Origin of the sequence: Vibrio sp. Vb339, assembly GCF_902751245.1 — a bacterium.
Lineage (GTDB): Bacteria > Pseudomonadota > Gammaproteobacteria > Enterobacterales > Vibrionaceae > Vibrio > Vibrio coralliirubri.
Window position 1 is genome coordinate 1260584 of record NZ_CADDIS010000001.1, and the last position, 22524, is coordinate 1283107.

Annotated in this window: 16 protein-coding genes and 9 tRNA genes; 16 read left to right on the forward strand and 9 right to left on the reverse strand. The window is 42.7% G+C overall.

The window, feature by feature from the left end; genetic code table 11:
* Window positions 1–8: 8 nt before the first annotated feature.
* On the forward strand, window positions 9–1175 hold the full coding sequence (locus HRQ85_RS05570; RefSeq protein WP_172378961.1) for a glycerate kinase: 1167 nt from the start codon (window positions 9–11) through the stop codon (window positions 1173–1175).
* Window positions 1176–1177: 2 nt separating this feature from the next.
* Window positions 1178–2365 (forward strand): mannose-6-phosphate isomerase, class I, encoded by a 1188-nt coding sequence (manA, locus tag HRQ85_RS05575; protein WP_172378962.1) that lies wholly within the window; start codon window positions 1178–1180, stop codon window positions 2363–2365.
* A gap of 392 nt (window positions 2366–2757) precedes the next feature.
* Here the strand turns inward: manA and HRQ85_RS05580 are convergent, their stop codons facing one another.
* The 3 genes from HRQ85_RS05580 to HRQ85_RS05590 all read right to left on the reverse strand — a co-directional run bounded on the left by HRQ85_RS05580 (window position 2758) and on the right by HRQ85_RS05590 (window position 6024).
* On the reverse strand, window positions 2758–3048 hold the full coding sequence (locus HRQ85_RS05580) for a putative quinol monooxygenase (protein WP_172378963.1): 291 nt from the start codon (window positions 3046–3048) through the stop codon (window positions 2758–2760).
* Window positions 3049–3250: 202 nt separating this feature from the next.
* On the reverse strand, window positions 3251–4621 hold the full coding sequence (locus HRQ85_RS05585; protein WP_172378964.1) for an endonuclease/exonuclease/phosphatase family protein: 1371 nt from the start codon (window positions 4619–4621) through the stop codon (window positions 3251–3253).
* Between the two features lie 260 nt (window positions 4622–4881).
* Window positions 4882–6024: an acyl-CoA desaturase gene (locus HRQ85_RS05590; RefSeq protein ID WP_017062601.1), complete on the reverse strand. Its 1143-nt coding sequence runs from the start codon at window positions 6022–6024 to the stop codon at window positions 4882–4884.
* Window positions 6025–6191: 167 nt separating this feature from the next.
* Here HRQ85_RS05590 and HRQ85_RS05595 point away from each other — a divergent pair, with 167 nt between their 5' ends.
* Window positions 6192–6737 (forward strand): GNAT family N-acetyltransferase, encoded by a 546-nt coding sequence (locus HRQ85_RS05595; protein ID WP_048613495.1) that lies wholly within the window; start codon window positions 6192–6194, stop codon window positions 6735–6737.
* A 173-nt stretch (window positions 6738–6910) separates the two neighbouring features.
* Here HRQ85_RS05595 and HRQ85_RS05600 read toward each other — a convergent pair whose 3' ends face one another.
* The 5 genes from HRQ85_RS05600 to HRQ85_RS05620 all read right to left on the reverse strand — a co-directional run bounded on the left by HRQ85_RS05600 (window position 6911) and on the right by HRQ85_RS05620 (window position 11284).
* Window positions 6911–7936 (reverse strand): GGDEF domain-containing protein, encoded by a 1026-nt coding sequence (locus tag HRQ85_RS05600; RefSeq protein ID WP_172378965.1) that lies wholly within the window; start codon window positions 7934–7936, stop codon window positions 6911–6913.
* Between the two features lie 282 nt (window positions 7937–8218).
* Complete coding sequence (gene ylqF / locus HRQ85_RS05605) at window positions 8219–9154, reverse strand: ribosome biogenesis GTPase YlqF (protein WP_029405588.1); 936 nt, start codon at window positions 9152–9154, stop codon at window positions 8219–8221.
* Window positions 9155–9321: 167 nt separating this feature from the next.
* The gene (locus HRQ85_RS05610) at window positions 9322–9636 is read right to left on the reverse strand and encodes a c-type cytochrome (protein WP_172378966.1); all 315 of its coding nucleotides are present in this window, start codon (window positions 9634–9636) and stop codon (window positions 9322–9324) included.
* An 88-nt stretch (window positions 9637–9724) separates the two neighbouring features.
* Window positions 9725–10729, reverse strand: coding sequence for a low-specificity L-threonine aldolase (ltaE, locus tag HRQ85_RS05615; protein ID WP_172378967.1), 1005 nt, complete (start codon window positions 10727–10729; stop codon window positions 9725–9727).
* A gap of 39 nt (window positions 10730–10768) precedes the next feature.
* Window positions 10769–11284, reverse strand: a complete 516-nt coding sequence (locus HRQ85_RS05620; RefSeq protein ID WP_172378968.1) for an NUDIX hydrolase — start codon at window positions 11282–11284, stop codon at window positions 10769–10771.
* Window positions 11285–11572: 288 nt separating this feature from the next.
* Here HRQ85_RS05620 and HRQ85_RS05625 point away from each other — a divergent pair, with 288 nt between their 5' ends.
* The 6 genes from HRQ85_RS05625 (at window position 11573) to HRQ85_RS05650 (ending at window position 15386) form a co-directional block, all read left to right on the forward strand.
* Complete coding sequence (locus HRQ85_RS05625; RefSeq protein ID WP_172378969.1) at window positions 11573–13228, forward strand: ATPase RavA domain-containing protein; 1656 nt, start codon at window positions 11573–11575, stop codon at window positions 13226–13228.
* Between the two features lie 11 nt (window positions 13229–13239).
* Window positions 13240–14685, forward strand: coding sequence for an ATPase RavA stimulator ViaA (gene viaA, locus HRQ85_RS05630; protein WP_172378970.1), 1446 nt, complete (start codon window positions 13240–13242; stop codon window positions 14683–14685).
* Window positions 14686–14884: 199 nt separating this feature from the next.
* A tRNA-Cys gene (locus HRQ85_RS05635) sits at window positions 14885–14958 on the forward strand.
* Between the two features lie 45 nt (window positions 14959–15003).
* Window positions 15004–15079, forward strand: a tRNA-Gly gene (locus HRQ85_RS05640).
* Between the two features lie 80 nt (window positions 15080–15159).
* Window positions 15160–15246, forward strand: a tRNA-Leu gene (locus HRQ85_RS05645).
* Window positions 15247–15312: 66 nt separating this feature from the next.
* Window positions 15313–15386: transfer RNA gene (locus tag HRQ85_RS05650), tRNA-Cys, on the forward strand.
* 74 nt (window positions 15387–15460) lie between these two features.
* Here the strand turns inward: HRQ85_RS05650 and HRQ85_RS05655 are convergent.
* Complete coding sequence (locus tag HRQ85_RS05655; RefSeq protein ID WP_172378971.1) at window positions 15461–16249, reverse strand: lipase family protein; 789 nt, start codon at window positions 16247–16249, stop codon at window positions 15461–15463.
* Between the two features lie 321 nt (window positions 16250–16570).
* On the opposite strand from HRQ85_RS05655, the gene HRQ85_RS05660 reads away from it, so the two are divergent.
* The 7 genes from HRQ85_RS05660 to nirB all read left to right on the forward strand — a co-directional run bounded on the left by HRQ85_RS05660 (window position 16571) and on the right by nirB (window position 22520).
* Window positions 16571–18382, forward strand: coding sequence for a citrate lyase ligase (locus HRQ85_RS05660; protein WP_172378972.1), 1812 nt, complete (start codon window positions 16571–16573; stop codon window positions 18380–18382).
* A gap of 309 nt (window positions 18383–18691) precedes the next feature.
* Window positions 18692–18778, forward strand: a tRNA-Leu gene (locus tag HRQ85_RS05665).
* A 67-nt stretch (window positions 18779–18845) separates the two neighbouring features.
* Window positions 18846–18919 (forward strand) — tRNA-Cys (locus tag HRQ85_RS05670).
* Window positions 18920–18964: 45 nt separating this feature from the next.
* Window positions 18965–19040, forward strand: a tRNA-Gly gene (locus HRQ85_RS05675).
* Between the two features lie 80 nt (window positions 19041–19120).
* A tRNA-Leu gene (locus tag HRQ85_RS05680) sits at window positions 19121–19207 on the forward strand.
* A gap of 64 nt (window positions 19208–19271) precedes the next feature.
* Window positions 19272–19345 (forward strand) — tRNA-Cys (locus HRQ85_RS05685).
* A gap of 616 nt (window positions 19346–19961) precedes the next feature.
* Entirely contained in the window at window positions 19962–22520 is a 2559-nt protein-coding gene (gene nirB / locus HRQ85_RS05690; protein ID WP_050646228.1) for a nitrite reductase large subunit NirB, read from the forward strand.
* The last annotated feature ends 4 nt before the right edge of the window (window positions 22521–22524 follow it).

The following is a 22524-nucleotide window of genomic DNA, read 5'->3' on the forward strand; positions in this document are numbered from 1 at the left end:
GAACGACAATGAAAATTGTAATTGCCCCCGATTCATTTAAAGAATCACTCGACGCCCATCAAGTTGCGTCTTGTATTGAGCGCGGATTTGCCGAAGTTTTCCCTCATGCAGAGTTTGTGAAAATGCCACTCGCTGATGGTGGTGAAGGCACGGTAGACGTGTTGCTAGAGGCGCTCAATGGTAAGAAACAACGGTTGCAAACGATGGACGCAATCGGACGTGAATGCACAGCTTACTGGGCATCGTTAGAGCAGACTTTTGATGGAATTAAGGTGAAAACTGCCTTGTTGGAATTTGCTCAAGCGTCGGGCTTAGACCGATTAACGGTAGAAGAAAGATCACCTTTAACCGCATCTTCGTTTGGCACTGGGCTATTGATTAAAGATGCGTTAGATCAAGGCGTTGAACAAATCATTATCGGCTTGGGCGGTAGCGCAACCAACGATGCAGGTGCAGGCATTTTACAAGCGTTGGGAGGCAAGTTATTAGACAAGCAAGGCAACGAGTTATCTGGTGTCGGCGCCGAATTAAGTCAGCTAGCAAGCATCGAACTTGATGGGTTGCATCCGAGATGCAAAGAAGTCACGTTCGTGGTTGCGTGTGATGTGAATAATCCATTGTGTGGCGAAAGCGGAGCAAGTGCCGTGTTTGGTCCTCAGAAAGGGGCTTCACAAACTCAAGTTCAACAACTTGATGCTGCTATCGGACATTTTGCCGATATTGCTCAAACCCATACAGGCGTTAATCATCGCGACAGCAAGGGTTTTGGTGCTGCTGGTGGCACACCCCTAGGGTTAAGTCTGGCATTCAATATCCAAATTAAAGCGGGTATTGAGATGGTACTCGACGCTTTAGATGCGGACAAGGTGCTTGAAGGCGCTTCACTGGTTGTTACTGGAGAAGGGCAGATGGACAATCAAACTCTGCAAGGAAAAACACCTTTTGGCATCGCACAGCGAGCTCTTAAGCAGAACATTCCAACCATTGGTATTGCTGGCTCTTTGGGTAAAGACGTTGAAAAGCTTTACGGCTCGATGTCTAGCTTATTTGGAACCGTACGTTCACCTCAGTCTTTAGACCAAGTTTTATCAGAAGCGAGCCAAAATCTGACTCGCAGTGCCCGTAATATTGCAGCCACACTCAAGCTTGGCGGCCAGATTTTTAATGAGAAGTAATTATGTCTCTATTTAAACTCGACAACGTTATTCAAAACTACGCATGGGGAAGCAAAGACTCCATCAACCAACTGTTTGGTATTGTGAACCCAAACCAAGAACCTCAAGCAGAGATTTGGATGGGTGCTCATCCAAATGGTTGCTCAAAAGTAGGCGATACCGGTGAGCCGCTTTCTCACATGATTGATGAAAATAGAATCGATGTCTTAGGCGGGTACACGGCGGCACGTTTCGGTGAATTACCTTTCCTGTTTAAGGTGTTAGCCGCTGAAACACCGTTATCGATTCAGGTTCACCCCAACAAGCGTAAATCAGAATTAGGTTTTGAGCGAGAGAATGCACTTGGCATCCCTTTGAATGCGTCCAATCGAAACTACAAAGATCCAAACCATAAACCTGAGTTGGTTTATGCGTTAACCTTCTACAAAGCGATGAATGGCTTTCGTCCAATCGACGATATTATTGCCTTGTTCGAAGAAGCGGATATTCCTTCGTTAGCGATTGAGCTTAATGTACTTAAAGCCAATGCCGACAGTGATTCTCTGAAGTCTTTCTTTAGCGCAATTATGTCGCTTGAAGGTGAACGTAAAGAAGCCGCACTTGATGAGCTTTATGCTGCACATGCGCGACCAGCTAAAACGGTCATGGGGCGTGAAGCTCTGCAATACAGCATTGAATTCAAGCTGCATTATCCAGGTGATATTGGCTTATTTGCCCCATTGATGCTTAACACGGTTGAACTGGCGCCGGGTGAAGCGATGTTCCTGTTCGCAGAAACACCTCACGCTTATGTGCAAGGTACGGGTTTAGAGATCATGGCAAACTCAGACAATGTGCTGCGCGCCGGTCTTACACCCAAATACATAGACGTTGCTGAACTTATCGATAACACGATCTTTGAGCCGATTAAGCCAGAAGATATTCGTCTTAAGCCTGTATTGAAAGAGGGCAAGATGAGCTATCCGATTCCTGTGGATGACTTTGGATTTGATATCTTATCTGCGACTGATGAGAGCAAGTCACAGTATCTACGTAGCGCGGAGATCTTGTTCTGTGTGGAAGGAGAGGCGACCGTCACCTCAGAAGGTCGTACAGTTTCTCTTAAGCCCGGAGAATCGGTCTTTGTAAGCAGTAATTCAAGTGTTTACCAATATCAAGGGAATGGCATTTTGGCTCGTGCTTTTAACTAGTGCCCCCGTGCTAGTTAAAGCAAAAGAAATGTCAGAGTGCCACTGTAAAGTGGTACTCAATATTGGATTGATGGTTGTTATACCAATCACAGTAAGTAAGTGATCAGAAATAGCGCAGGAAAAAGACTGGAGAACAAGGCAGAATTTTTCGATAAGTAGTTATTCTACAATCAAAAATTCTAACGCAGTTATCAAGTTTTTGAACCAGCTAGGCTGACAGTTATTTACTACGATTGGTATTATCTATCTGTCTTTGACAGTCATGATTATTGACCATACCCGCTACTCTGGCGGGTTTTTTCATTATTAGAATGAGCAGATATAAGCTTGTAGAAACGAAAAACCCTGCGATCAGAGCAGGGTTTTCTATTGAATCAGTACTGAGTGACTGGTTAGGCAATGTGCGTCATTTTATTAAGCACAAAGGTTTCGATACAATCTTCAGTCGCAGCCATGTACTCGGCGATGTGTTGGCTCGCTAAGTGTTTCTCTAGATGAGCTTTAGACTCCCAGTTCTCATGAAAAACGAAGTGAGCAGGGTTACTGTTATCTTGGTGCAGATCGTAATTTATACAACCATCTTCAACACGGGTTTTATCGATCAATTTAATCATCTCTGATTTAACTAACTCAATCTTATCTTCTTTAGAGACGATTGTTGCAATAATCGTTAGCTTGCCCATTCTTTATTCCTCGGTGTTCCACTCAATAAGTGCAAGTAATATAAGTATAAATTCAGACTGAAAAAAGAGTTCTGGGATCCAATAACTATGGTTCTTAGCATCCACAATTCAAGTTGAAAGCCAAAAGCTGGTGGCGATTAGGTTACGCTCATAAAAAGCCCTCATGGCAAGATGAGGGCTTCTTAGATCTCAATTAATTGGGTTAGTGACTGAAATCAGCTTTGATCCAAACCATACGGTGATCTGAAGAAACATCCTTTCCGTTACCATAATCACCAATTCGTGAGTCATTGAATAGCTTGCGTCCTTCTTCGTACGAAGCTGACCAATAAACACCAGATTCAACAATGTTCAGTGAAGCTGACGGCAGTGCGTAATCAACAGCAAGTCCAAACGTCGAAGTGATACGGTTTGGCTGTGGGTGAGATGATGATTTATCGACGGCATGCTCAGCAGCACCGTAACTTGTCGGATACAAGCTGCCATTGGTGACATCTTGGTTAACTAATGCATCGTTGTGCAAGTCTTGCATCACAGAACTAATACCGTCGCCATCTACTGGGTCTAGGTTTTGATCGCCCATCATGACAAAGTGTTGCCCTTGCTCAAGGCCACCCGTTTTTCCAGAGTCGTCATAGATGAACGATTTGTTCTGGATATATTGGTGCCAGAAGTCTACTTCGGCTGCGTTCTGTTCAATGTTCTTACCTACATCGAAAGCAGGCGGAGTAGGGTGTGACATCAGTAAGTGAACAGTTTCTGTGCCATCTTTGGTTGGGATGAGGATTGGCGCATCAACGTGGTTCTTTGAAGACAAGCGAACTTCTGCCCATTCGTCGTTCGTGTACCACTCATCGCCGCAAACCATACCTGTTGGGAACTTACTAGGATCGTCGCAAACAGTGATTGTTGGAATAGTAGCACCTTCGAGATCTTTCCATTTAAATTCTTGGAATGTACGCGTGTTGGCTGTGTCGATTTCATATTTTGACATCAGAGCAAATGCGTATTGCCCATGATACAAACCGAAGCCCCACGCATCTCCTGGCAGTGTTCCAGCGTTACCATCATTGTCTAAATCAAAACCAAATTCGTTTAGTAAACCTGTATTAGTTGAGTAGCTTTCAAAGTATGGGTATGAGATTGGCTCTAAGTTTGCGTCGCCACCTGCACCTTCAATACTTTGAGCGACAGAGAGATAGTTCTTTTGAAAACCTTCTAGCGCTGATTTATCAGTACCTGTGCCGTCATTGTTAAATTCAGCCATCATAAGCACGTCAGGGCGATTCTTTTGAATCACGGCTGCGACGTTGCGGATTTGAATAACTTTCGCTGCTGTTTCTTTGTCAGCAGCACTAATTGTATTATCTAAATAATCGGACACCAATGTCGCTTGAGCGCTTGGTTCAATCTGCATTTCCGTTACAAGCTCTTGGAAGGTGGCACGATCAAAAGACAAGTTGTAAGTCGCGATCTTTACTTCTTCAGGTTGAACGTAATCTGTGTCACTGCTGCACCCGATCAAAAGTGCAGAAGAGATGGCGAAAGCGATAGATGTTTTTAACAATTTCATAAAGTGAGTCCGCTATTTGCTGAAAGAAATTTGGGACGCGCATGTTATGAGATGGATATCATTCTGTAAGTGACACCTGTCACAGGTAATAATCCAAGGTGACATGTTGTTGCATTGAAAATGTGACATTTGGAACTAGTGTCTTTTATTAGAATAAAGACTTAAAACTCATGGGTTTAATTAGAGCTTTGAATTAAAAAAGCCCTCATAGCAATATGAGGGCTTTTGAATAAGAATCAAACTGTGTTGTTACTGGGGTGTTAAGCGTATTGCTCAACCGTCATTGCCCAATTTTTCTTCTGTTGTTCAAAGTTCATCTTGATTTGCTGATAACGAACCTTAAGAACTGAGTGTTCGTACTTCTTCACAACGTCTTCGCGCTTACTTTCAAGTAGCTGCTTTTTAACTTCGTAATACTCGTTCATGTTTGATACTAGAGCATCAAACTCTTGTTGAAGCTTCTCCGCGATTTGTTGCTTGTCGGCACGATGCATGATTTTTTGCTGGGTGCGTTTAAGTAACATTGACGCTTCAGCTTTCTCGATACGGGCTTGAGGGGTTTTCTTAAGCTTACTTGCCAGTCCCATCAGCGAAGCACTCTTGATCAACCACTTTGTTGGATCGTATTGCCACCAGTAGATGCCGTTACGGTAGTCGTTCTCAAAGATGTGGTGGAAGTTATGGTAGCCTTCGCCAAAAGTAAGAACCGCTAACACACCGTTATCACGGGCCGTGTTTTTATCGGTAAAAGGTTGGCTACCCCAGATGTGAGCAAGGGAGTTAATGAAGAATGTTGTGTGGTGATTAAGTACCAAACGAACAGCGCCTACGATTAACAACATGCCAATTACGTCACCGTAAATAACACCTAAAGCGATAGGAACACCGAAGTTCATTAGTAATGCCAACAGAACATAGTGCTTGTGCTGCCACATAACAATCTTGTCTTTTTTAAGGTCACGGCAGTTTTCGTAGTTTTCGTACATTGAAGTGCTGTAATTACGAATCATCCAGCCAATGTGTGAGTACCAAAACCCACGTTTTGCAGAGTATGGGTCTTTGTCGTTGTTATCGACATGCTTATGATGGACACGGTGATCAGAAGACCAGTGTAGCGCGCTGTTCTGCAGGGCAAATGCGCCACCTAAAGCAAACAGGAATCTTAGGCTTGAATGCGCTTCAAACGCTTTGTGTGACCATAAGCGGTGATAACCCGTCGTGATTGAAAGGTTACAGAACGTAAAGCAGATTGCTAGCCATATCCAGTGCTCCATGCCATAGCCAAAAAAGTAGCCATAAACGGGAGCTGCTACAACAGCAAGCAGCATACTAAAAGAGAACACAAAAATATTGAGCCAGATTAATGGCGGCTTTTTTGTAGATTGTTTGTCGGCACTATTCATTAGCAAATTTCCAATTGGGCTTACATCTGTGCGCTAGAATATCAGCGTACACGTGTAAGTCAATATTGAAAGTGTAAACGTGTATTAGTATGTTTTGCTTAAATATTGTATAAAGGTAGTGTGAAATGTAGTAGCAAGTCATAAATGGAAGTACTAAGGGCTAATAAATGGAAATTAAGGTAGCTGAATATAAAGATTATGAGCGGATTGCCCAATTACACGCGGATAGCTGGAAGCTATATTACCGTGGCATTCTTGCTGATGATTACTTAGAAAACGATGTTTTGGAGGACAGATCTGTTATTTGGCAGACTCGTTTGATTAATCCTCCTTTCAACCAACATGTTTTATTGCTTGAAGAAGGTGGTTTACTGGTTGGTTTCGTCTGTGCGTTTGGTAATCACAACTTTGAGCGTGGCACGTTCATTGATGCGTTACACGTAGACAATAATTATCGCGGTCGAGGTGTAGGCAAGCGTCTGTTGTCTGAATTATCGAAGTGGTTGCAGCAATACTATTCGGACTCAGGGCTTTACTTAGAGGTGATGTCTGAGAACCATCAAGCGATAGCTTTTTATGAAGCGATTGGTGGTAAAGAAGAACTAGAGCAAGTTTGGAACGCACCATGCGGCAGCCAAGTGAACGAGAAAGTGATTTCTTGGAACTCTCCCGTTGAACTTGAACAGAAAACAGCAAGCGTCGTGTATTCTTAGTCGATTCTTGTTGAATACTGGTTTTTCTGAGTAGCAAATAGCAGGTTCTTATCGAAGCTAATTTAAAGCAAAAGAACAAAGACAAAAGCCCCGAGCATTAAATTGTTCGGGGCTTTTTTGATTGAATTGGTGGTCATTAAATGAATCGCTAAGGAGCGTGAAATATTGGCCGACTAATCACACCATGTGATCTTATTTCTACCGCCTTTCTTCGAAATGTAAAGTGCTTGGTCAGCGTCGTCGATAAGTTGCTCGACAGAACCAAGGGCTTGAGGCGCATGTTTCACACCGATTGAAATCGTTACTTCTAATCTAAGACGAGCAGGGGATTCTAAAAGGGAATTAACCAGCGATTGAATTGAAGCCTCGGTTTCTCCTTGGACCATCACCAAAAACTCTTCACCGCCGTATCGAAAGCAGTTACTGCTAGTCGGTAGTCGTTTTTGAATCTCATCGGCCAGTTCTTTAATCACCATGTCGCCCATTTGATGGCCGTAGGTATCGTTAATCGATTTGAAATGATCAATATCTATCATGATCGATGTAATGGATAGCTGACGGTCTATGCTCGGCTCTATCACCTGGTGAAGATAAAGGCGGTTGTAGCAGCCCGTTAGTGCGTCTTGATAGGAAAGGGCCTCAAACATATTTGATTGCTTGCGAAGCTGAATCGCTTGTTTGCGCAGTTGCTCGGATTGAGCGAAACGTTTATGTACTTCCAAGTCACGTCTAATACAGGCCGCTGAGATTAGGATGTAAGCCGAAATATAAACGGAAATTGTTTCTATTTCATGTTTTGGCTCTGCTTCGTAAAGCAGTGGCGCAAGGCCGATGAGATAAGCCAAAAAGATAAACGACAGCGTAGAGATACTGTATTTGGCTGACAGTCGTGAAAACGTACCAATGTAGATCATGACTAAAATGATACCGCCTTGGTAGTCGAAGTTGTTCAACTCAATGGCGAGCCGACCGACATAAACTAAGAAAAGCGAGCTAATTACAAGGAAGACACTTTCTACGGGTTCTAAGACGTTGGGTTTGTTGGTGATGCAATATCTGGCAGCTGCCATCATCAATAGAAAAAGTATGACTCGGAAAATGATAGGTGCAAGGCTCTCACTACCAAAGTGGATGTAGTCAGTGATGATGAATGCACAGAATATTGAGATCGGGATGTAGATGAAATTTATGTACGGCAAATAAATTTCATTATCGAAATAGGTTTTAAATCTTTGATTCTTGAACCCAGAATAAGAGCGCATTGAGAAATTAGCCGAGATTGATACACAATAATTTGCGTAGTATGTCACAGTGCTTGGGATTGTAAACGACCGTTTCTATAGATTTGTCAGTATGTTAGCTAGATCAACAAACGGCAGCAGGCAATATTCACGCTCTATTATCGATAGAACGTGAATATCTAGAGGTAGGTGTAAGAGTGGTAAACAGAAACTAAAGTAGATTATAAAAACTAATCGCGATTAACGCTTGTTCTTCAAGTAACGCTTACGACGCTCTTCTTTTTTCTTAATCTGTTGTTCGGCTTTCAGTGCAGCCGCTTCTTCAACTTCGATCAGCTCTTGTGTGATCATTTCAGGTAACTCAAGCGTTACCTTACCTAAAGTGCCGTTACGCAATTCGTGAAGCAGGATTTCTGAACATTTGTGAATGTCGATATGTCCACCGGCACGAAGTGCACCACGCTTACGACCAATCGCTTCCATCAATTCGATGTCAGACTCTGGCAGCTCTTCAATTTGGTAACGCTCTTGCAAAAGGTTAGGGTACTGCTTTGCTAGGTATTCTACTGTGTAGAATGCCACTTCATCGTATTCCATTGCTGTATCTTTTACAGCACCTGTTGCAGCCAAGCGGAAGCCACTGTGTGGGTTTTCTACTTTAGGCCAAAGAATTCCAGGTGTATCAGAGAGGATTACGCCATTCTGCAGGTTGATACGTTGTTGACGACGAGTTACCGCAGGTTGGTTACCAGTAACCGCAATCGTACGTCCAGCCAAGCAGTTTATAATGGTCGATTTCCCCACGTTCGGGATGCCCATGATCATTGTACGAATGTTCTTGCCCATCTGTTCACGGTGCGGCGCCAGTTTACGTACTAGCTCCATAACGTGGTTAACTTCTTCTTTTACGCTAGTCGTAATCGCAATCGCTTTAACGCCTTGCTCTTTCTCGAAGTGTTCAATCCAACGTTGAGTCAGTTCAGGATCTGCAAGGTCACGCTTGTTCAACACTTTTACACAAGGCTTATCGCCGCGCAGTGAAGAGATCATTGGGTTTTCACTACTGAACGGGATACGAGCGTCCAGTACTTCGATGATCACATCAACTTGTGGGATAACTTCTTCGATTTCTTTGCGGGCTTTATGCATGTGACCCGGAAACCATTGAATAGACATAGAGATAAACCTTGATAAATATATTTGCTGCACATTGTAAGGGTTGGATGATACGTGTAAAGGTATATCTATCCCGACCTTCAATGAGCTCAGTGAGTTTGCTTGAAGTATAGGCGACTTGGTGATGCTTATTTAGCTTATGATCGACCTAATGAATGTGGGAGCCGCTAATCTTGTGAAGCGTAAAAAGTCGCTATGTCTTTCAAATCTTGATCGTTAAGCTTACTTAGTTGCGCTCGCATCATATCCGCGTAATCGCCCTGCCTATCTCCGGTTTGATACGCTTTCATTGTATTAAAGAGATAGGTTGGATCTTGTCCAGAAAGTTTGGGATAGGAGTTATCAGTCGACGGGCTGGTGGGGTTATGACAAAAAACGCAGCTTGGTGATTTCACTTTACCTAGTTCAGGGGCGCCTAAATCAGAGGCATGAAGGCTAGAGGAAAGCGCTAGTAATATTAGAGTGAAGGATGGGTAATGCACGTTTTTACTCCGGTAAAAACATGATTATAAAGCTTCCCCTAAGAGGAAGCTCAAGTCTTATTTTTTCTGGGTGAACATTTAGTATGGCTTAAAGCGCATTTTCTAACTTAGTTAGGAAAGTCGTGATGTCTTCTGAACTGATATCTCTATGAGTAACAAATCGAACAGGGTTCCCTGGTGACATCGTAATGCCTTGTTCGCCCAGTTCGCGTGCGATTCGGTTGATATCCACAGACTCATCTAACTTAGCAAATACAATGTTAGTTTGAATGAAATCAGGGTTAACAGAAAAACCTTCTAGCTTGCTTAAACCAATCGCTAGGTTTTTTGCGTTCTCGTGGTCAGCTTTAAGTTGAGTAACGTTCTCTGTTAAAGCCATTTTACCCGCAGCCGCAAGAATACCTGCTTGGCGCATGCCACCGCCGACCATTTTACGCAGTCGACGTGCTTTCGCGATGTATTCTTTGTTGCCCAGTAGTAGTGAACCGATAGGAGCGCCTAAACCTTTCGATAAGCAAATCGTCATAGAATCGAAGTGTTGAGCGATCTCCTTGATATGTACGTCTAATGCCACGGCTGCGTTATAGACGCGAGCGCCATCTAGGTGCATTTGAAGTCCGTGTTGGTTTACGAATTCACGTGCTTCCGCTAGATAAGACATTGGCAGGACTTTACCATTGATCGTGTTTTCTAAACTAAGAAGCTTAGTACGAGCAAAGTGGCTGTCGTCGGGCTTAATTGCAGCGGCAAGCTTTTTAAAGTCTAAAGTGCCGTCTGGGTTGTTCTCGATTGGTTGAGGTTGGATAGAACCAAGTACTGCAGCACCACCAGCTTCGTACTTATAGTTGTGCGCTTGTTGGCCGCAAAGGTATTCGTCACCACGCTCACAGTGCGCCATCAAACCAAGTAAGTTGGCTTGTGTACCTGAAGAAGTGAACATTGCCGCTTCAAAGCCCGTTTCATTTGCTGTCCACTGTTCTAGCTCGTTGACGGTTGGGTCATCGCCATAAACATCATCGCCCACTTCTGCGTTTGCCATTGCGTCACGCATAGCTTGCGAAGGTTTAGTTACGGTATCAGAACGAAAGTCCATGTTTCTCTCCTAGAGTACTTTAGGTAGCCATATAATTGGCTATAGATGGCCACATAGTTGGGCTTTGCTTAAACAAGCGATAGTTTTGGTATCGGTGATTTGATCGTGTCGTATTTTATCGTGCAGTTCTTCTAAACTCAGTTCGATCACTTCTATTACTTCATCTTCATCGCATTCAAAGCGGGTAGTGAGGCTTAAGTCTTTTGCGACGAACAGATGTTGTATCTCATCACAGAAGCCAGCTAAAGGGGTGACTTGCCCCAAGCTTTGAAAAGAAGTTGCACTGTAACCTGTTTCTTCTTCCAGTTCGCGTTGAGCACATTGAAGAGGTGTTTCATCTACTTCCATCGTGCCTGCGGGTAGTTCTAAAAGCCATTTCTTAAGAGAAGGGCGAAACTGGTTAATGAGGATGATCTTTCCAGACGAAGTGATAGGAAGAATAACTGCCGCGCCAGGGTGGTTGATTGTTGTATGTTTTACCACGACGTTCGTAGGGAGCGTCACGTTCTCTTCTATGAGAGAAATACTTTTCCATTTATGGATAACTTTACTCATGCAGTCTGGCCACATTCCTTGCCAATTTTTCGTATAACGGAAGACGTGCACCACCATAACGTCTATGGTGTCGAAAATAAAAGAAAAATTAGGTTTCGCAATAGATTTAGTTTCACGCCGTTCGTGATGTTACTCTCATCATTGGAATCTATGATTGCGCCAAAATTACCAACGTAACCATCTGATATAAATGCAACTCAATAATAAAATACACTTGTAACAAAGTGCTAACAAATGTATAAAAACAATTCTACACTCTCAACTGTTCAAAGATTTTCGGAGTAACGCATGAACCCTTCTATTTCTTCACATGCTGACAAGGCGCTACTCTCTGAAAGAATCAATAAATTAGCGCATGCTCTCTCTGATGGTGTCTACGAAAGAGAAGACACGATTAAGCTTTGTTTACTGGCTGCTTTGGCTGGTGAAAGCGTGTTTCTATTAGGCCCTCCGGGCATCGCAAAAAGTCTTATCGCTAAACGTCTCATTCAGGCTTTCGACAACAGTAGCTACTTCGAATATTTGATGACTCGTTTCTCTACTCCAGAGGAAGTATTCGGTCCACTAAGTATCCAAGAATTAAAAGACAACGGTCGTTACGTAAGACTGACCGAAGGCTACCTACCAACAGCACAAGTCGTCTTCCTCGATGAGATCTGGAAAGCCGGCCCTGCAATCCTAAACACGCTACTTACTGTCGTTAACGAAAAGACTTTCAAAAACGGCAGCGATATTGAACGTGTACCGATGCGTCTACTAGTATCGGCATCCAACGAACTTCCAGATGAAGACAGTGGCTTGGAAGCACTTTATGACCGTATGTTGGTACGCGTGTTCGTAAACCGTATTCAAAACAAACAAAACTTCAAATCGATGCTGACGACGGGTACTTCTCAAGAAGCGGTAATTCCAAAAGGTTTGGCGATTACGGATATTGAATACCATCAATGGCAGAAAGAGCTCGATAAGCTAGAACTGACAGACAATTCGTTTGATAAGTTGTTTGAACTAAAAACCATGCTTGAAGAGACGGTTAAGCAGCAAGGCTCTGCGTCAGAGTCAGAATTGTATGTATCAGATAGACGCTGGAAGAAGGCCGTTAAACTATTGAAAGCGAGTGCGTTCTTCAGCGGTCGCGATAGCGTGAACCCGCTAGATATCATGCTTCTGCAAGATTGTTTGTGGCATAGCCCAGAATCACGCGATGTGGTTCGTAGCGTGGTGAAAGACTTTGCATTGAACCGAGCGTTTGATCAACAAGAGTCGAAAGCTCAAATTGAAATGTCTCGTGAAGAGTTAGAAGAGATTCAAGACGATGTTGAATCAACGTTGTCGGTGGCGCTTTCTATGGAGTCAACCAGTGGCTTGTTGCGTAAAGATGTTTACCAGAATGACATCAAGAACGCGAAAATGTACAGCGTGGGCAGTGCTTACAATCTAGTGAAACTGGTTATGCTGCAAAGCAACATGTCGGTTTCTGAATCTGAGAAAGGCGATAGCCGTTGGGTATACGTAGCCAAAGACGATTTTGATCGTGTTCTCAAAGAAGGCCACGGGGATATTTACGGTTACGTAAACGAAAATAAAAACCTGTGCCGTTTAAAACTCGACTTGGATGCATCAAACCAATTAGTGATTAAAGACATCGCCAATCGCTCTGTACTTGTCAGTGTCGTTACTACTGACGGTTTAGACCAAGAACAGTACAACAAGTGGTTGAGTGGCGCCGAGAAAGCCTTAGAACAGTTAACTGAAGCTGAATTCAAGTTAAAACGCGTTCGTACTGAATTCCATGATGCGTTACCTCATAACTATATTGATCCTGATTTACCAAAGGCAATGGAAGCAAGTTTGCAGGCGGTAACGCAAGATCTTGAAACAACGAAAGTGAAGAGTGCCAAGATCGCTCAGCGTATTAAGTTTATGAGCCAGTACTTCGAGTAAGAGGAGAGCATATGTTAGGAGTAGACGGCTTAAACCTCGCTTTGATGGTAGCTGACTCAGGAATCATTGATACCGCGATGAACGATCTCATCGCTCGTTCTCAAGTCATGATGGCTGCTGAGAACAAAGGTGTGAAAACATCAGTGAAAAACCACTTAGTTAAATGGCGCGGTAAAGTTAAAAAACGCGTTACTAAGGTATGTGAAACTGATCGATTCCAAGAGGAAATCGCCCTTTACCAAGAAGTGATTTATTGGGATGAACCTAAGTTCTTTGATGAGATTGACAGTGTTATCAAAAAGCTGGAGTGGCACTCAGCGTTTTATCTACAAGCTAGACGCCTTATGGAGAACAATAAGGGTGTTTATAACGCGATGTTTCCACACTACTTTTGCGACCAATGGTACCAATCACTATCAGATGCGATTAAACAAGCTCAAGTAACCGAGCTTGAAACAAGCAAAGAAAAAGTCTTAGCCGATCTTTATCAGCGCATGGAAACCATGAAAAACATGGACAAAGTCACGGAATCGGGGGATGAAGGCAGTGTAGGGCGCTTGTGGGACATGGCATCTGCCAAGTTAAGCAAAACAGACCTTACCATAATGAAGCGTCATGCTGAGTTCTTGAATAAGCACAAGGGCTTGCAAGAGATTGCTGAAAAGCTAGGCCGTATGGCTGGTGAGGAAGACGATCCTTCGCTACACAAAGCCCCTGTAGAAGAATTGCAGATGGTTGAAGAGAAAAGTGATGAAGCGGTTGATGATATTGTAGGGATTCATGAAAGTGATGACCTGAACAAAATGCTGCCAAACGAAACCATGTTCCTAGCTTATCCTGAACTTGAGGTTATCTTTTACAAGCACTTGGCCGACAAGCGTTTACTTAGCTATCGTTCGCAAGGTAAATCACGCACGTTACGCAAAGTGAAAGCGCAAAAACCAGATAGCAAGAACATCGATATTGAAAAGGGTCCGTTTATCGTCTGTGTGGACGCTTCGGGCTCTATGAGTGGCTTCCCTGAGCAGTCAGCTAAAGCTATGGCTTATGCCTTAATGCAAATCGCTCTTGCAGAAGAGAGGGACTGTTACGTGATTTTGTTCTCTTCTGAGCAGATTACCTATGAGTTAACAAGGCAAGATGGCTTACGTGAAGCGAGCGACTTCTTAAGTTACTCATTTCACGGCGGTACGGATTTAGAACCTGTTCTTATGAAGTCGATTGACTTGATGACGGGTGATAAATACAAGAATGCCGATTTAATCGTACTTTCTGACTTTATTGCACCTAAACAATCTGACGAAATGATTGCTCAGGTTGAAAAGTTGAAAGAACACAAAAACCGTTTTCATGCGGTTAGTCTTTCTAAGTATGGTAACCCTCAACTTATGACGATGTTTGACCACTGCTGGGCATATCATCCGAGTCTTGTCGGTCGTTTCATGAAAAAGTGGTAGCTCTAGAACATCTTGTTTAACTCGATTTTGCTGTGTGTTTTTTGATTGAAGAGATCGAACATGCAGCAATTTGATTTAAATGTCAGCAAACGGAATTTAAATTCACTTTTTTGTTTGACTATCTCCCCTCAATCCGTAAAGTAGGCACCCGAACACAGCGGTGCTGCTTACTTAAGTCCCTAAAGTGTTGAATTAAAAAGGCGCCTTGGCAGAGTGGCTATGCAGCGGATTGCAAATCCGTGGACCTCGGTTCGACTCCGGGAGGCGCCTCCATTCTTTCTCTTAGTTTTATAAGTAAGAGATATTAAGAATGACAATGCGATACTAGCTCAGTTGGTAGAGCGCAACCTTGCCAAGGTTGAGGTCATCGGTTCGAACCCGATGTATCGCTCCAAATTTTGTAATGTTGATTCATTTCGACATTAAGATGGTGTTTTACTTTTCAGTAATCGGCATCGCAATAAAGAATTGCGTGCCCTGGTGGTGGAATTGGTAGACACAAGGGATTTAAAATCCCTCGACGTTCGCGTTGTGCCGGTTCAAGTCCGGCCCGGGGCACCATCTATTTGATTGTTACCTCTTACTTGGTAATACTCAAAAGAGTTGTTCTCTTAAAACACTATTGAAGGCGCCTTGGCAGAGTGGCTATGCAGCGGATTGCAAATCCGTGGACCTCGGTTCGACTCCGGGAGGCGCCTCCATCATTCAGAAAAACCAGTCCTAGTGACTGGTTTTTTCGTTTCTGGCCCCGCTAAAAGCTTCCTACGCACCCATTTCAATGCTTATCAAAGAAATCTTTGTTACGGATATACTTGCTCATTAAGTGGTAAGAGAAAGGTCTTATCAACCAACTAAAGATAGAGCGACCAAGGCGGATTAAGGTTGGGGTGTTCTCGTAGATTCGTCCGTTATAAAGCCAAAGCACTTTGCCTACATGCCAATAGAGTAAGGGTACCGGTGGCATGAAGGTCACGACGTCGATGTCACAGCAAATTCGGTAGGTTTTCTTACTCATGCGATAGTGCTTTCGAAAGCTCCAGTCACCAATGGCGGGTTGGCCAAAGGTCACTATTCGCTTAATACAGCCAGGGTACTTTTGATCAAAGTAATCAGCGAAGACACAACCGATCGCGCCTCCAGAAGAGTGGCCAGTAATAGACACTCTTTTGCCTTGTTCGATGAGAGGTGTGAGCGTGGCTTCTAAGCGCTCAATAACGGTTAAACCAAGCTTATCTTCATTACGACTTGGCTGACTCTCTTGAAACATCAGATGGTAGAAGCCCGCATGCACACGATAATTGAGCCCAATTCTCTTACAGCTTCTTGTCCATAGAGCAAAGGTCAGTAGCCAATCTGAGATACTGTGCGATCCTTTGATAACCACAACCACTTCATCTTTGTCGCTACTCCACAACACTCGAATCATAGTTTTACCAAACTGGTTCTTGATGATGCGTTGTCCATTAGGGTCAAAACCATAGCGAGTTTGTTTAAAAACCCTAGGGTAGGCGAGGTTACAAAGAACGGCATAGCGCTCATATTGATATCGTTTTAGTGGTTTCACGGGTACTCATGGTTTTGACAGTATTTTAAATACTATAGTCTTAGATTGTGAAATAGAGATGAAGGAAGGAATAAACGATGGAATGACATTCAGTTTGTATCAAATCCGTTCTAAATAAACTATATAACATTAACTTGTAACATTGGCTAATATCTTTTAATAATAATCTGGACTTTGTCTAATAAGTAAGCTTTTTTTATGCAATACAGTTTGTAACTAAGATGAATACAATGTCTTACTTAACCTTACATTATTGAAAATTTAATATGATAGTATCTTCTAAATTTATAAGTTATAAAGATAATGTAAAAGGCTCTATTCATGCTATCAAAAAGTCAATCGTATAAGTTAACGTTTTACTGGGTATTAAAAAGCTTATATAGATTACTTCCTATACTACCTTCAAAAATCAAGATATCTAAAAACCTTAGGCTTGCTGAGCTATATGTACAAAATAAAGACTATAAAGAAGCGACTAATCTTATAGAAGAGTTAGTCTACAAATTCAAAAAAAATGAATTTTGTTTTATGTTATTGAATTTATATTTAATGAATGGTGACTCAGAAAAATCAAAAGAGCTTCAAGTTTCATTAGATTCCACAAGTGAAAGTACTAATCTTGTAAAGAGTTTGGATATCCTAAATTCAAGTGTGAACGACTCTGATAAAGTGGCCTTTATCAAATCGTACATTGCGACCAAAGGAGCATCTTCAGTTCTCATTGATGTTAAAAGTGGAGGAGAACATTTAACTAAGTTGTCTAAAGAGGAAAGGGACCTTATTAACAACACAAAGCTCTATCTAAAGCAGCGAAGAGATTGGAGTCGTAGGAATAGTCCACCGACTTATATCAAGTCGCTCTATAGCAAAGATGAGCAGAACAAATTTGATGAGTTGTTTAGTGATGTGCTGCCTATTGTAAGAGCGACCAAAGTATCTTTATCTGATCATGGCAGCTCAGTTATATCAGTAAAAAATGGGTTTAGAGCAACCATAGGTCAACCAGAAACATCAGATCGCCGAGTGCTTTTCTTCGGAGCATCAACAACTTTTTCGTATGGTATGAGCGACAAAAATACGATTGTCAGTCAGGTTCAGAAAAACATTAATAAAGTAACCGATAATGTTAGAGTTGAAAATCATGGCGTACTAGGGATGAATTTGCTTCTAGCAATGAATAATTTGGTACAAACTGAGATCAAGCAGGGTGATGTCATTGTTTTTTTCAACTTTGATGAATTCAAAAATGTTGAAGATGCGGATGTACTATCGATTGATCTTAATGATGTTGACCGAGGTGGCGACTTTTTCATTGATCTAAACGCGCGTCATTGTCATTACTCTCCTAAGGGAAATAAGGCAATGGGAGAGATTGTAACAAATAAGTTAATATCTATGTTGAAAAGTAAAAGTGAGCCTGTACCGCCTCAATTCGATTTAGATAATAGAATGTTGTGTGTCCTAGAAAAGTTCAAGTATTTCTTATTTAGACACACTGCTCAGGCGCTTGAATCTTGTGAAATGCAGTCGTACTTAGAACTATTAGATCAACATGCTACAGATAATGAAGGTGTTATAGGTAGCGTAGCAGTCAATTGTAACCCAATTACTAAAGGGCACTTGCACCTAATAGAGCACGCTGCAAGAAGTGTCGATAAGTTGTTCATTTTTGTTATTGAAGAAGATAAATCTTTCTTTAAATTCGAAGACCGATTTAAGTTAGTCTTTGAAAGCACGAAACATATTGGCAACGTAACCGTTATTCGAGGCGGAAAGTTTATTTGTACTGAATTGACTTACCCAGATTACTTCGATAAAGAAACTTCTGAAGCTAAAGCTGATGCATCAATGGAAGCATGGTTTTTCTGTGAATACATAGCTAAGGCGCTGAATATTAGTAAGATATTCCTTGGAAATGAGCCAAAGTGTCAAATCACCCAACAATATAACGAAAAAATGCAGGAGCTACTCCCTACATATGATATTGAAGTTGAAATCATTGAACGTATTTCAACAAACGGTGATGTGATCAGTGCTTCTAAAGTAAGGGAGTTCTTAGCAAGCCGAGATTTCAGCAGTATAGAAGCAATAGTGCCAAAGCCGACATATCAATTTTTGAAAGAAAATTATTAATTAGGTTCGAGGTTTCCAGAATTACTGGTAAAACCAGTCCTTCGACTGGCATTTTTATTCGAGTTTTCGCGTTTCCATGTATTATGAATGATTTTGAACCGGCTTTGGAGGAGGAGATTGTGTTTGCCATTTGCGCAATCAGTAGTAAATTCAACCGTCAAAGTTCGATAATTAATCACTTGAATTAAAAGATAAAATTTATTGTTGACGAATTTTTTCCTTCCGTTAAAGTACACCTCGTTCTCACGGCTTAGGTCGCTGAGAGATGGTGTTTTTACTTTTCAGTAATCGGCCTCGCAAGATTGCGTTGCCCTGGTGGTGGAATTGGTAGACACAAGGGATTTAAAATCCCTCGGCGTTCGCGCTGTGCCGGTTCAAGTCCGGCCCGGGGCACCATCTATCTAGCTTCTACTTTTTGAGTAGAGTGATGAACAAAGAGTTGTTCTCTTAAATCACTATTAAAGGCGCCTTGGCAGAGTGGCTATGCAGCGGATTGCAAATCCGTGGACCTCGGTTCGACTCCGGGAGGCGCCTCCATTCTTTCTCTTAGTTTGATAAGTAAGAGATAATAAGAATGAAAATGCGATACTAGCTCAGTTGGTAGAGCGCAACCTTGCCAAGGTTGAGGTCATCGGTTCGAACCCGATGTATCGCTCCAAATTTTGTAATGTTGATTCATTTCGACATTAAGATGGTGTTTTACTTTTCAGTAATCGGCATCGCAATAAAGAATTGCGTGCCCTGGTGGTGGAATTGGTAGACACAAGGGATTTAAAATCCCTCGACGTTCGCGTTGTGCCGGTTCAAGTCCGGCCCGGGGCACCATCTATATGATTGTTACCTTACTTGGTATTAATCAAAAGAGTTGTTCTCTTTAAACACTATTGAAGGCGCCTTGGCAGAGTGGCTATGCAGCGGATTGCAAATCCGTGGACCTCGGTTCGACTCCGGGAGGCGCCTCCACTATTCAAAGTTGAAAGGCCAGCAGAAATGCTGGCCTTTTTGCTATCTGAAATTCTAAACCCTCATGCTATCTCCAAACTCCCACGTATGCTCTCTAATCAGTAGCACCTCTAGGAACAAGCCATATCAGATCACTTTTGTGCCGGTCTTTTCCTTGTATAAATCTATCATTCACTAAATAACCAACAGCATCTGTTAACCAATTGTGCCGTTTGTGAGTGGAATTAGTGGGGAATGGAAAAGGGCGACTGTCTTTTGCGTCATTAAGTTCTTCATATTTATACATAGTTGCTCATGATCCTGTAACGCTTTCATGAGTTATTACACTTATTATGACTACAAATGAAAATGATTGTCATTTAACTACGTTGCTGCTAACCTATTGTGAAAATTTACAACATCTTATCTACTGCACGAAAGTGTATATAAAACCCCGCTAAACCTTATTAAACCTACGGTTATTCGTTTGCTTCGTATGATAAATCAGCAGATCTACCTCTTTTGTTCTACCCCTTTAGGGTAGTTCGATTTCGTAATTGATTTACATCATATTTTCATTTTCTTTCATAATTCATTATTCGCTCAGTTAAGAAATATATAACCTTCAGGAATTCTTATGAGCAAGATGAAGCTAGTCGTAATCGGTAACGGGATGGTCGGCCATCGCTATATCGAAGATTTAGTCGAGAAGACAGATGTTGCAAACATGGACATCACGGTGTTCTGTGAAGAACCACGTGTAGCCTATGACCGTGTACACCTTTCTTCTTACTTTTCACACCACACTGCAGACGAACTTTCTTTAGTTAAAGAAGGCTTCTACGAGAAACACGGCATCAATATGCTGATCGGCGAACGTGCAATTAACGTTAACCGTGAAAAGAAAACAGTTTACTCAAGCACTGGTCGTGAAATTCAATACGACAAACTTATCCTTGCTACCGGTTCTTTCCCATTCGTACCGCCAATTAAAGGCAACGAGGGTAAAGACTGTTTCGTTTACCGCACAATCGAAGATCTGAAAGCTATCGAAGCAACCGCTAAGAACTCAAAGTCTGGTGTTGTTGTGGGTGGCGGTCTACTTGGTCTTGAAGCGGCAGGCGCACTAAAAGCACTTGGCGTGACAACACACGTTGTTGAGTTCGCTCCTAAGCTAATGGCTGAGCAACTTGACCAAGCGGGTGGTAACCAACTTCGTCAAAAAATCGAACGTATGGGCGTAAACGTACATACAAGTAAGAACACGCTTGAGATTGCTCCTGAAGGCACTGAAGCTCGTAACGTAATGCGTTTTGCAGACGGTACAGAGCTAGAAACTGATTTCATCGTATTCTCTGCTGGTATTCGCCCACAAGACAAACTTGCTCGTCAAATGGGTCTAGGTATCGCGCCTCGTGGCGGTATCGAGATTAACGATCACTGTCAAACGACTGATAAAGATATCTACGCTATCGGTGAGTGTGCGTCTTGGAACCAAACGTTCTACGGCCTTGTTGCTCCTGGTTACAAAATGGCGACAGTTGCTGTTGACCACGTTGTCGGTAACGAAAGCACATTTGAAGGTGCGGACATGTCTGCGAAGCTTAAACTTCTGGGCGTGAAAGTAGGTTCTATCGGTGATGCAAACGGTCGTACTCCTGGTTGTAAGAGCTACGTTTACCAAAACGAAGAGCAAGAAGTTTATAAGCGTATCATCGTTTCTGAAGACAATAAGAAGCTTATTGGTGCAGTGATGGTTGGTGATACGTCTGATTATGGTGATCTTCTTCAGTTAATGCTGAACGAAATCGACCTACCAGAACATCCAGATGCATTGATTCTTCCTGCTCACGCTGGTGCTGAAAAGCCAACACTTGGCGCGGATTCTCTTCCTGAGTCTGCTGTTATTTGTTCTTGTTTCGATGTAACTAAAGGCAAGATTGCACAAGCCGTTGCTGAAGGTCACCACACCATTGGTGATATCAAAGCAGTAACAGGCGCAGGTACGGGCTGTGGTGGTTGTATTCCACTTGTGACTTCAGTACTGAACGCTGAACTTGCTAAAGCCGGTGTTGAAGTGAAGAACGACGTGTGTGAGCACTTTGCTTACTCTCGCCAAGAGCTTTTCCACCTGATTCGTATTGAAGAAATCAAAACGTTCGATGAGCTACTAGAGAAATACGGTAAAGGCTACGGCTGTGAAGTATGTAAGCCTCTAGCGGGTTCTATCCTTGCTTCTTGCTGGGGTGAGCACATCCTTAAGCCTGAGCTAGTGAAGCTGCACGATACCAACGATAACTTCCTAGGTAACATGCAAAAAGACGGTACTTACTCTGTTATCCCTCGTATGGCGGGTGGTGAAGTAACACCACAAGCGCTAAGTGTTCTTGCTGATGTTGCTGCTGAATACAACTTGTACACCAAGATTACGGGTGCACAGCGTATCGGTCTTTTCGGTGCTCAGAAAGATGACTTACCAGCAATCTGGAAGAAGTTAATCGCAGCAGGCTACGAAACGGGTCAAGCTTACGCAAAAGCACTTCGTATGGCGAAAACATGTGTAGGTTCTACTTGGTGTCGTTACGGCGTTCAAGATTCAGTTGGCCTAGGCGTGATGATCGAGAACCGTTACAAAGGCATCCGTACTCCTCATAAGATGAAGTTTGGTGTGTCTGGCTGTACTCGTGAGTGTGCTGAAGCTCAAGGTAAAGACTTAGGTATTATCGCGACTGACGCAGGTTGGAACATGTATGTATGTGGTAACGGTGGTATGAAACCTCGTCACGCAGACTTACTGGCAAGCGACCTAGACCAAGAAACGCTAATCAAGTACATCGACCGTTTCATGATGTTCTACATCCGCACGGCTGCGCCACTACAACGTACTTCGGTATGGATGGACAACCTAGAAGGTGGTGTTGATTACCTACGTGAAGTGATTGTAGACAACAAGCTTGGTATCAATGACCAACTTGAAACTGACATCGCTGGCCTAGTTGATAACTTCGCTTGTGAATGGACAGATACAATCAACGACGAAGCTCAACTTAAGCGCTTTGCACACTTCATCAATGCTGATGACCGTGATGATAACGTTGTGTTTGTTGAAGATGGCCGTGAACAACACCGTCCAGCAACATTCACCGAGAAACACCCTGAAGCGAAGGGCGATATCCTTCACGTTGAACTGGTTTAATTGG

Bases quoted from the DNA above. Each gene is read 5' to 3' on its own strand.
- HRQ85_RS05595 (WP_048613495.1), top strand. From the start codon at position 6,192: ATGGAAATTAAGGTAGCTGAATATAAAGATTATGAGCGGATTGCCCAA.
- HRQ85_RS05580 (WP_172378963.1), bottom strand. From the start codon at position 3,048: ATGGGCAAGCTAACGATTATTGCAACAATCGTCTCTAAAGAAGATAAG.
- ylqF (WP_029405588.1), bottom strand. From the start codon at position 9,154: ATGTCTATTCAATGGTTTCCGGGTCACATGCATAAAGCCCGCAAAGAA.
- HRQ85_RS05590 (WP_017062601.1), bottom strand. From the start codon at position 6,024: ATGAATAGTGCCGACAAACAATCTACAAAAAAGCCGCCATTAATCTGG.
- ltaE (WP_172378967.1), bottom strand. From the start codon at position 10,729: ATGGACTTTCGTTCTGATACCGTAACTAAACCTTCGCAAGCTATGCGT.
- manA (WP_172378962.1), top strand. From the start codon at position 1,178: ATGTCTCTATTTAAACTCGACAACGTTATTCAAAACTACGCATGGGGA.
- nirB (WP_050646228.1), top strand. From the start codon at position 19,962: ATGAGCAAGATGAAGCTAGTCGTAATCGGTAACGGGATGGTCGGCCAT.
- viaA (WP_172378970.1), top strand. From the start codon at position 13,240: ATGTTAGGAGTAGACGGCTTAAACCTCGCTTTGATGGTAGCTGACTCA.
- HRQ85_RS05585 (WP_172378964.1), bottom strand. From the start codon at position 4,621: ATGAAATTGTTAAAAACATCTATCGCTTTCGCCATCTCTTCTGCACTT.
- HRQ85_RS05660 (WP_172378972.1), top strand. From the start codon at position 16,571: ATGCTATCAAAAAGTCAATCGTATAAGTTAACGTTTTACTGGGTATTA.
- HRQ85_RS05570 (WP_172378961.1), top strand. From the start codon at position 9: ATGAAAATTGTAATTGCCCCCGATTCATTTAAAGAATCACTCGACGCC.
- HRQ85_RS05625 (WP_172378969.1), top strand. From the start codon at position 11,573: ATGAACCCTTCTATTTCTTCACATGCTGACAAGGCGCTACTCTCTGAA.
- HRQ85_RS05620 (WP_172378968.1), bottom strand. From the start codon at position 11,284: ATGAGTAAAGTTATCCATAAATGGAAAAGTATTTCTCTCATAGAAGAG.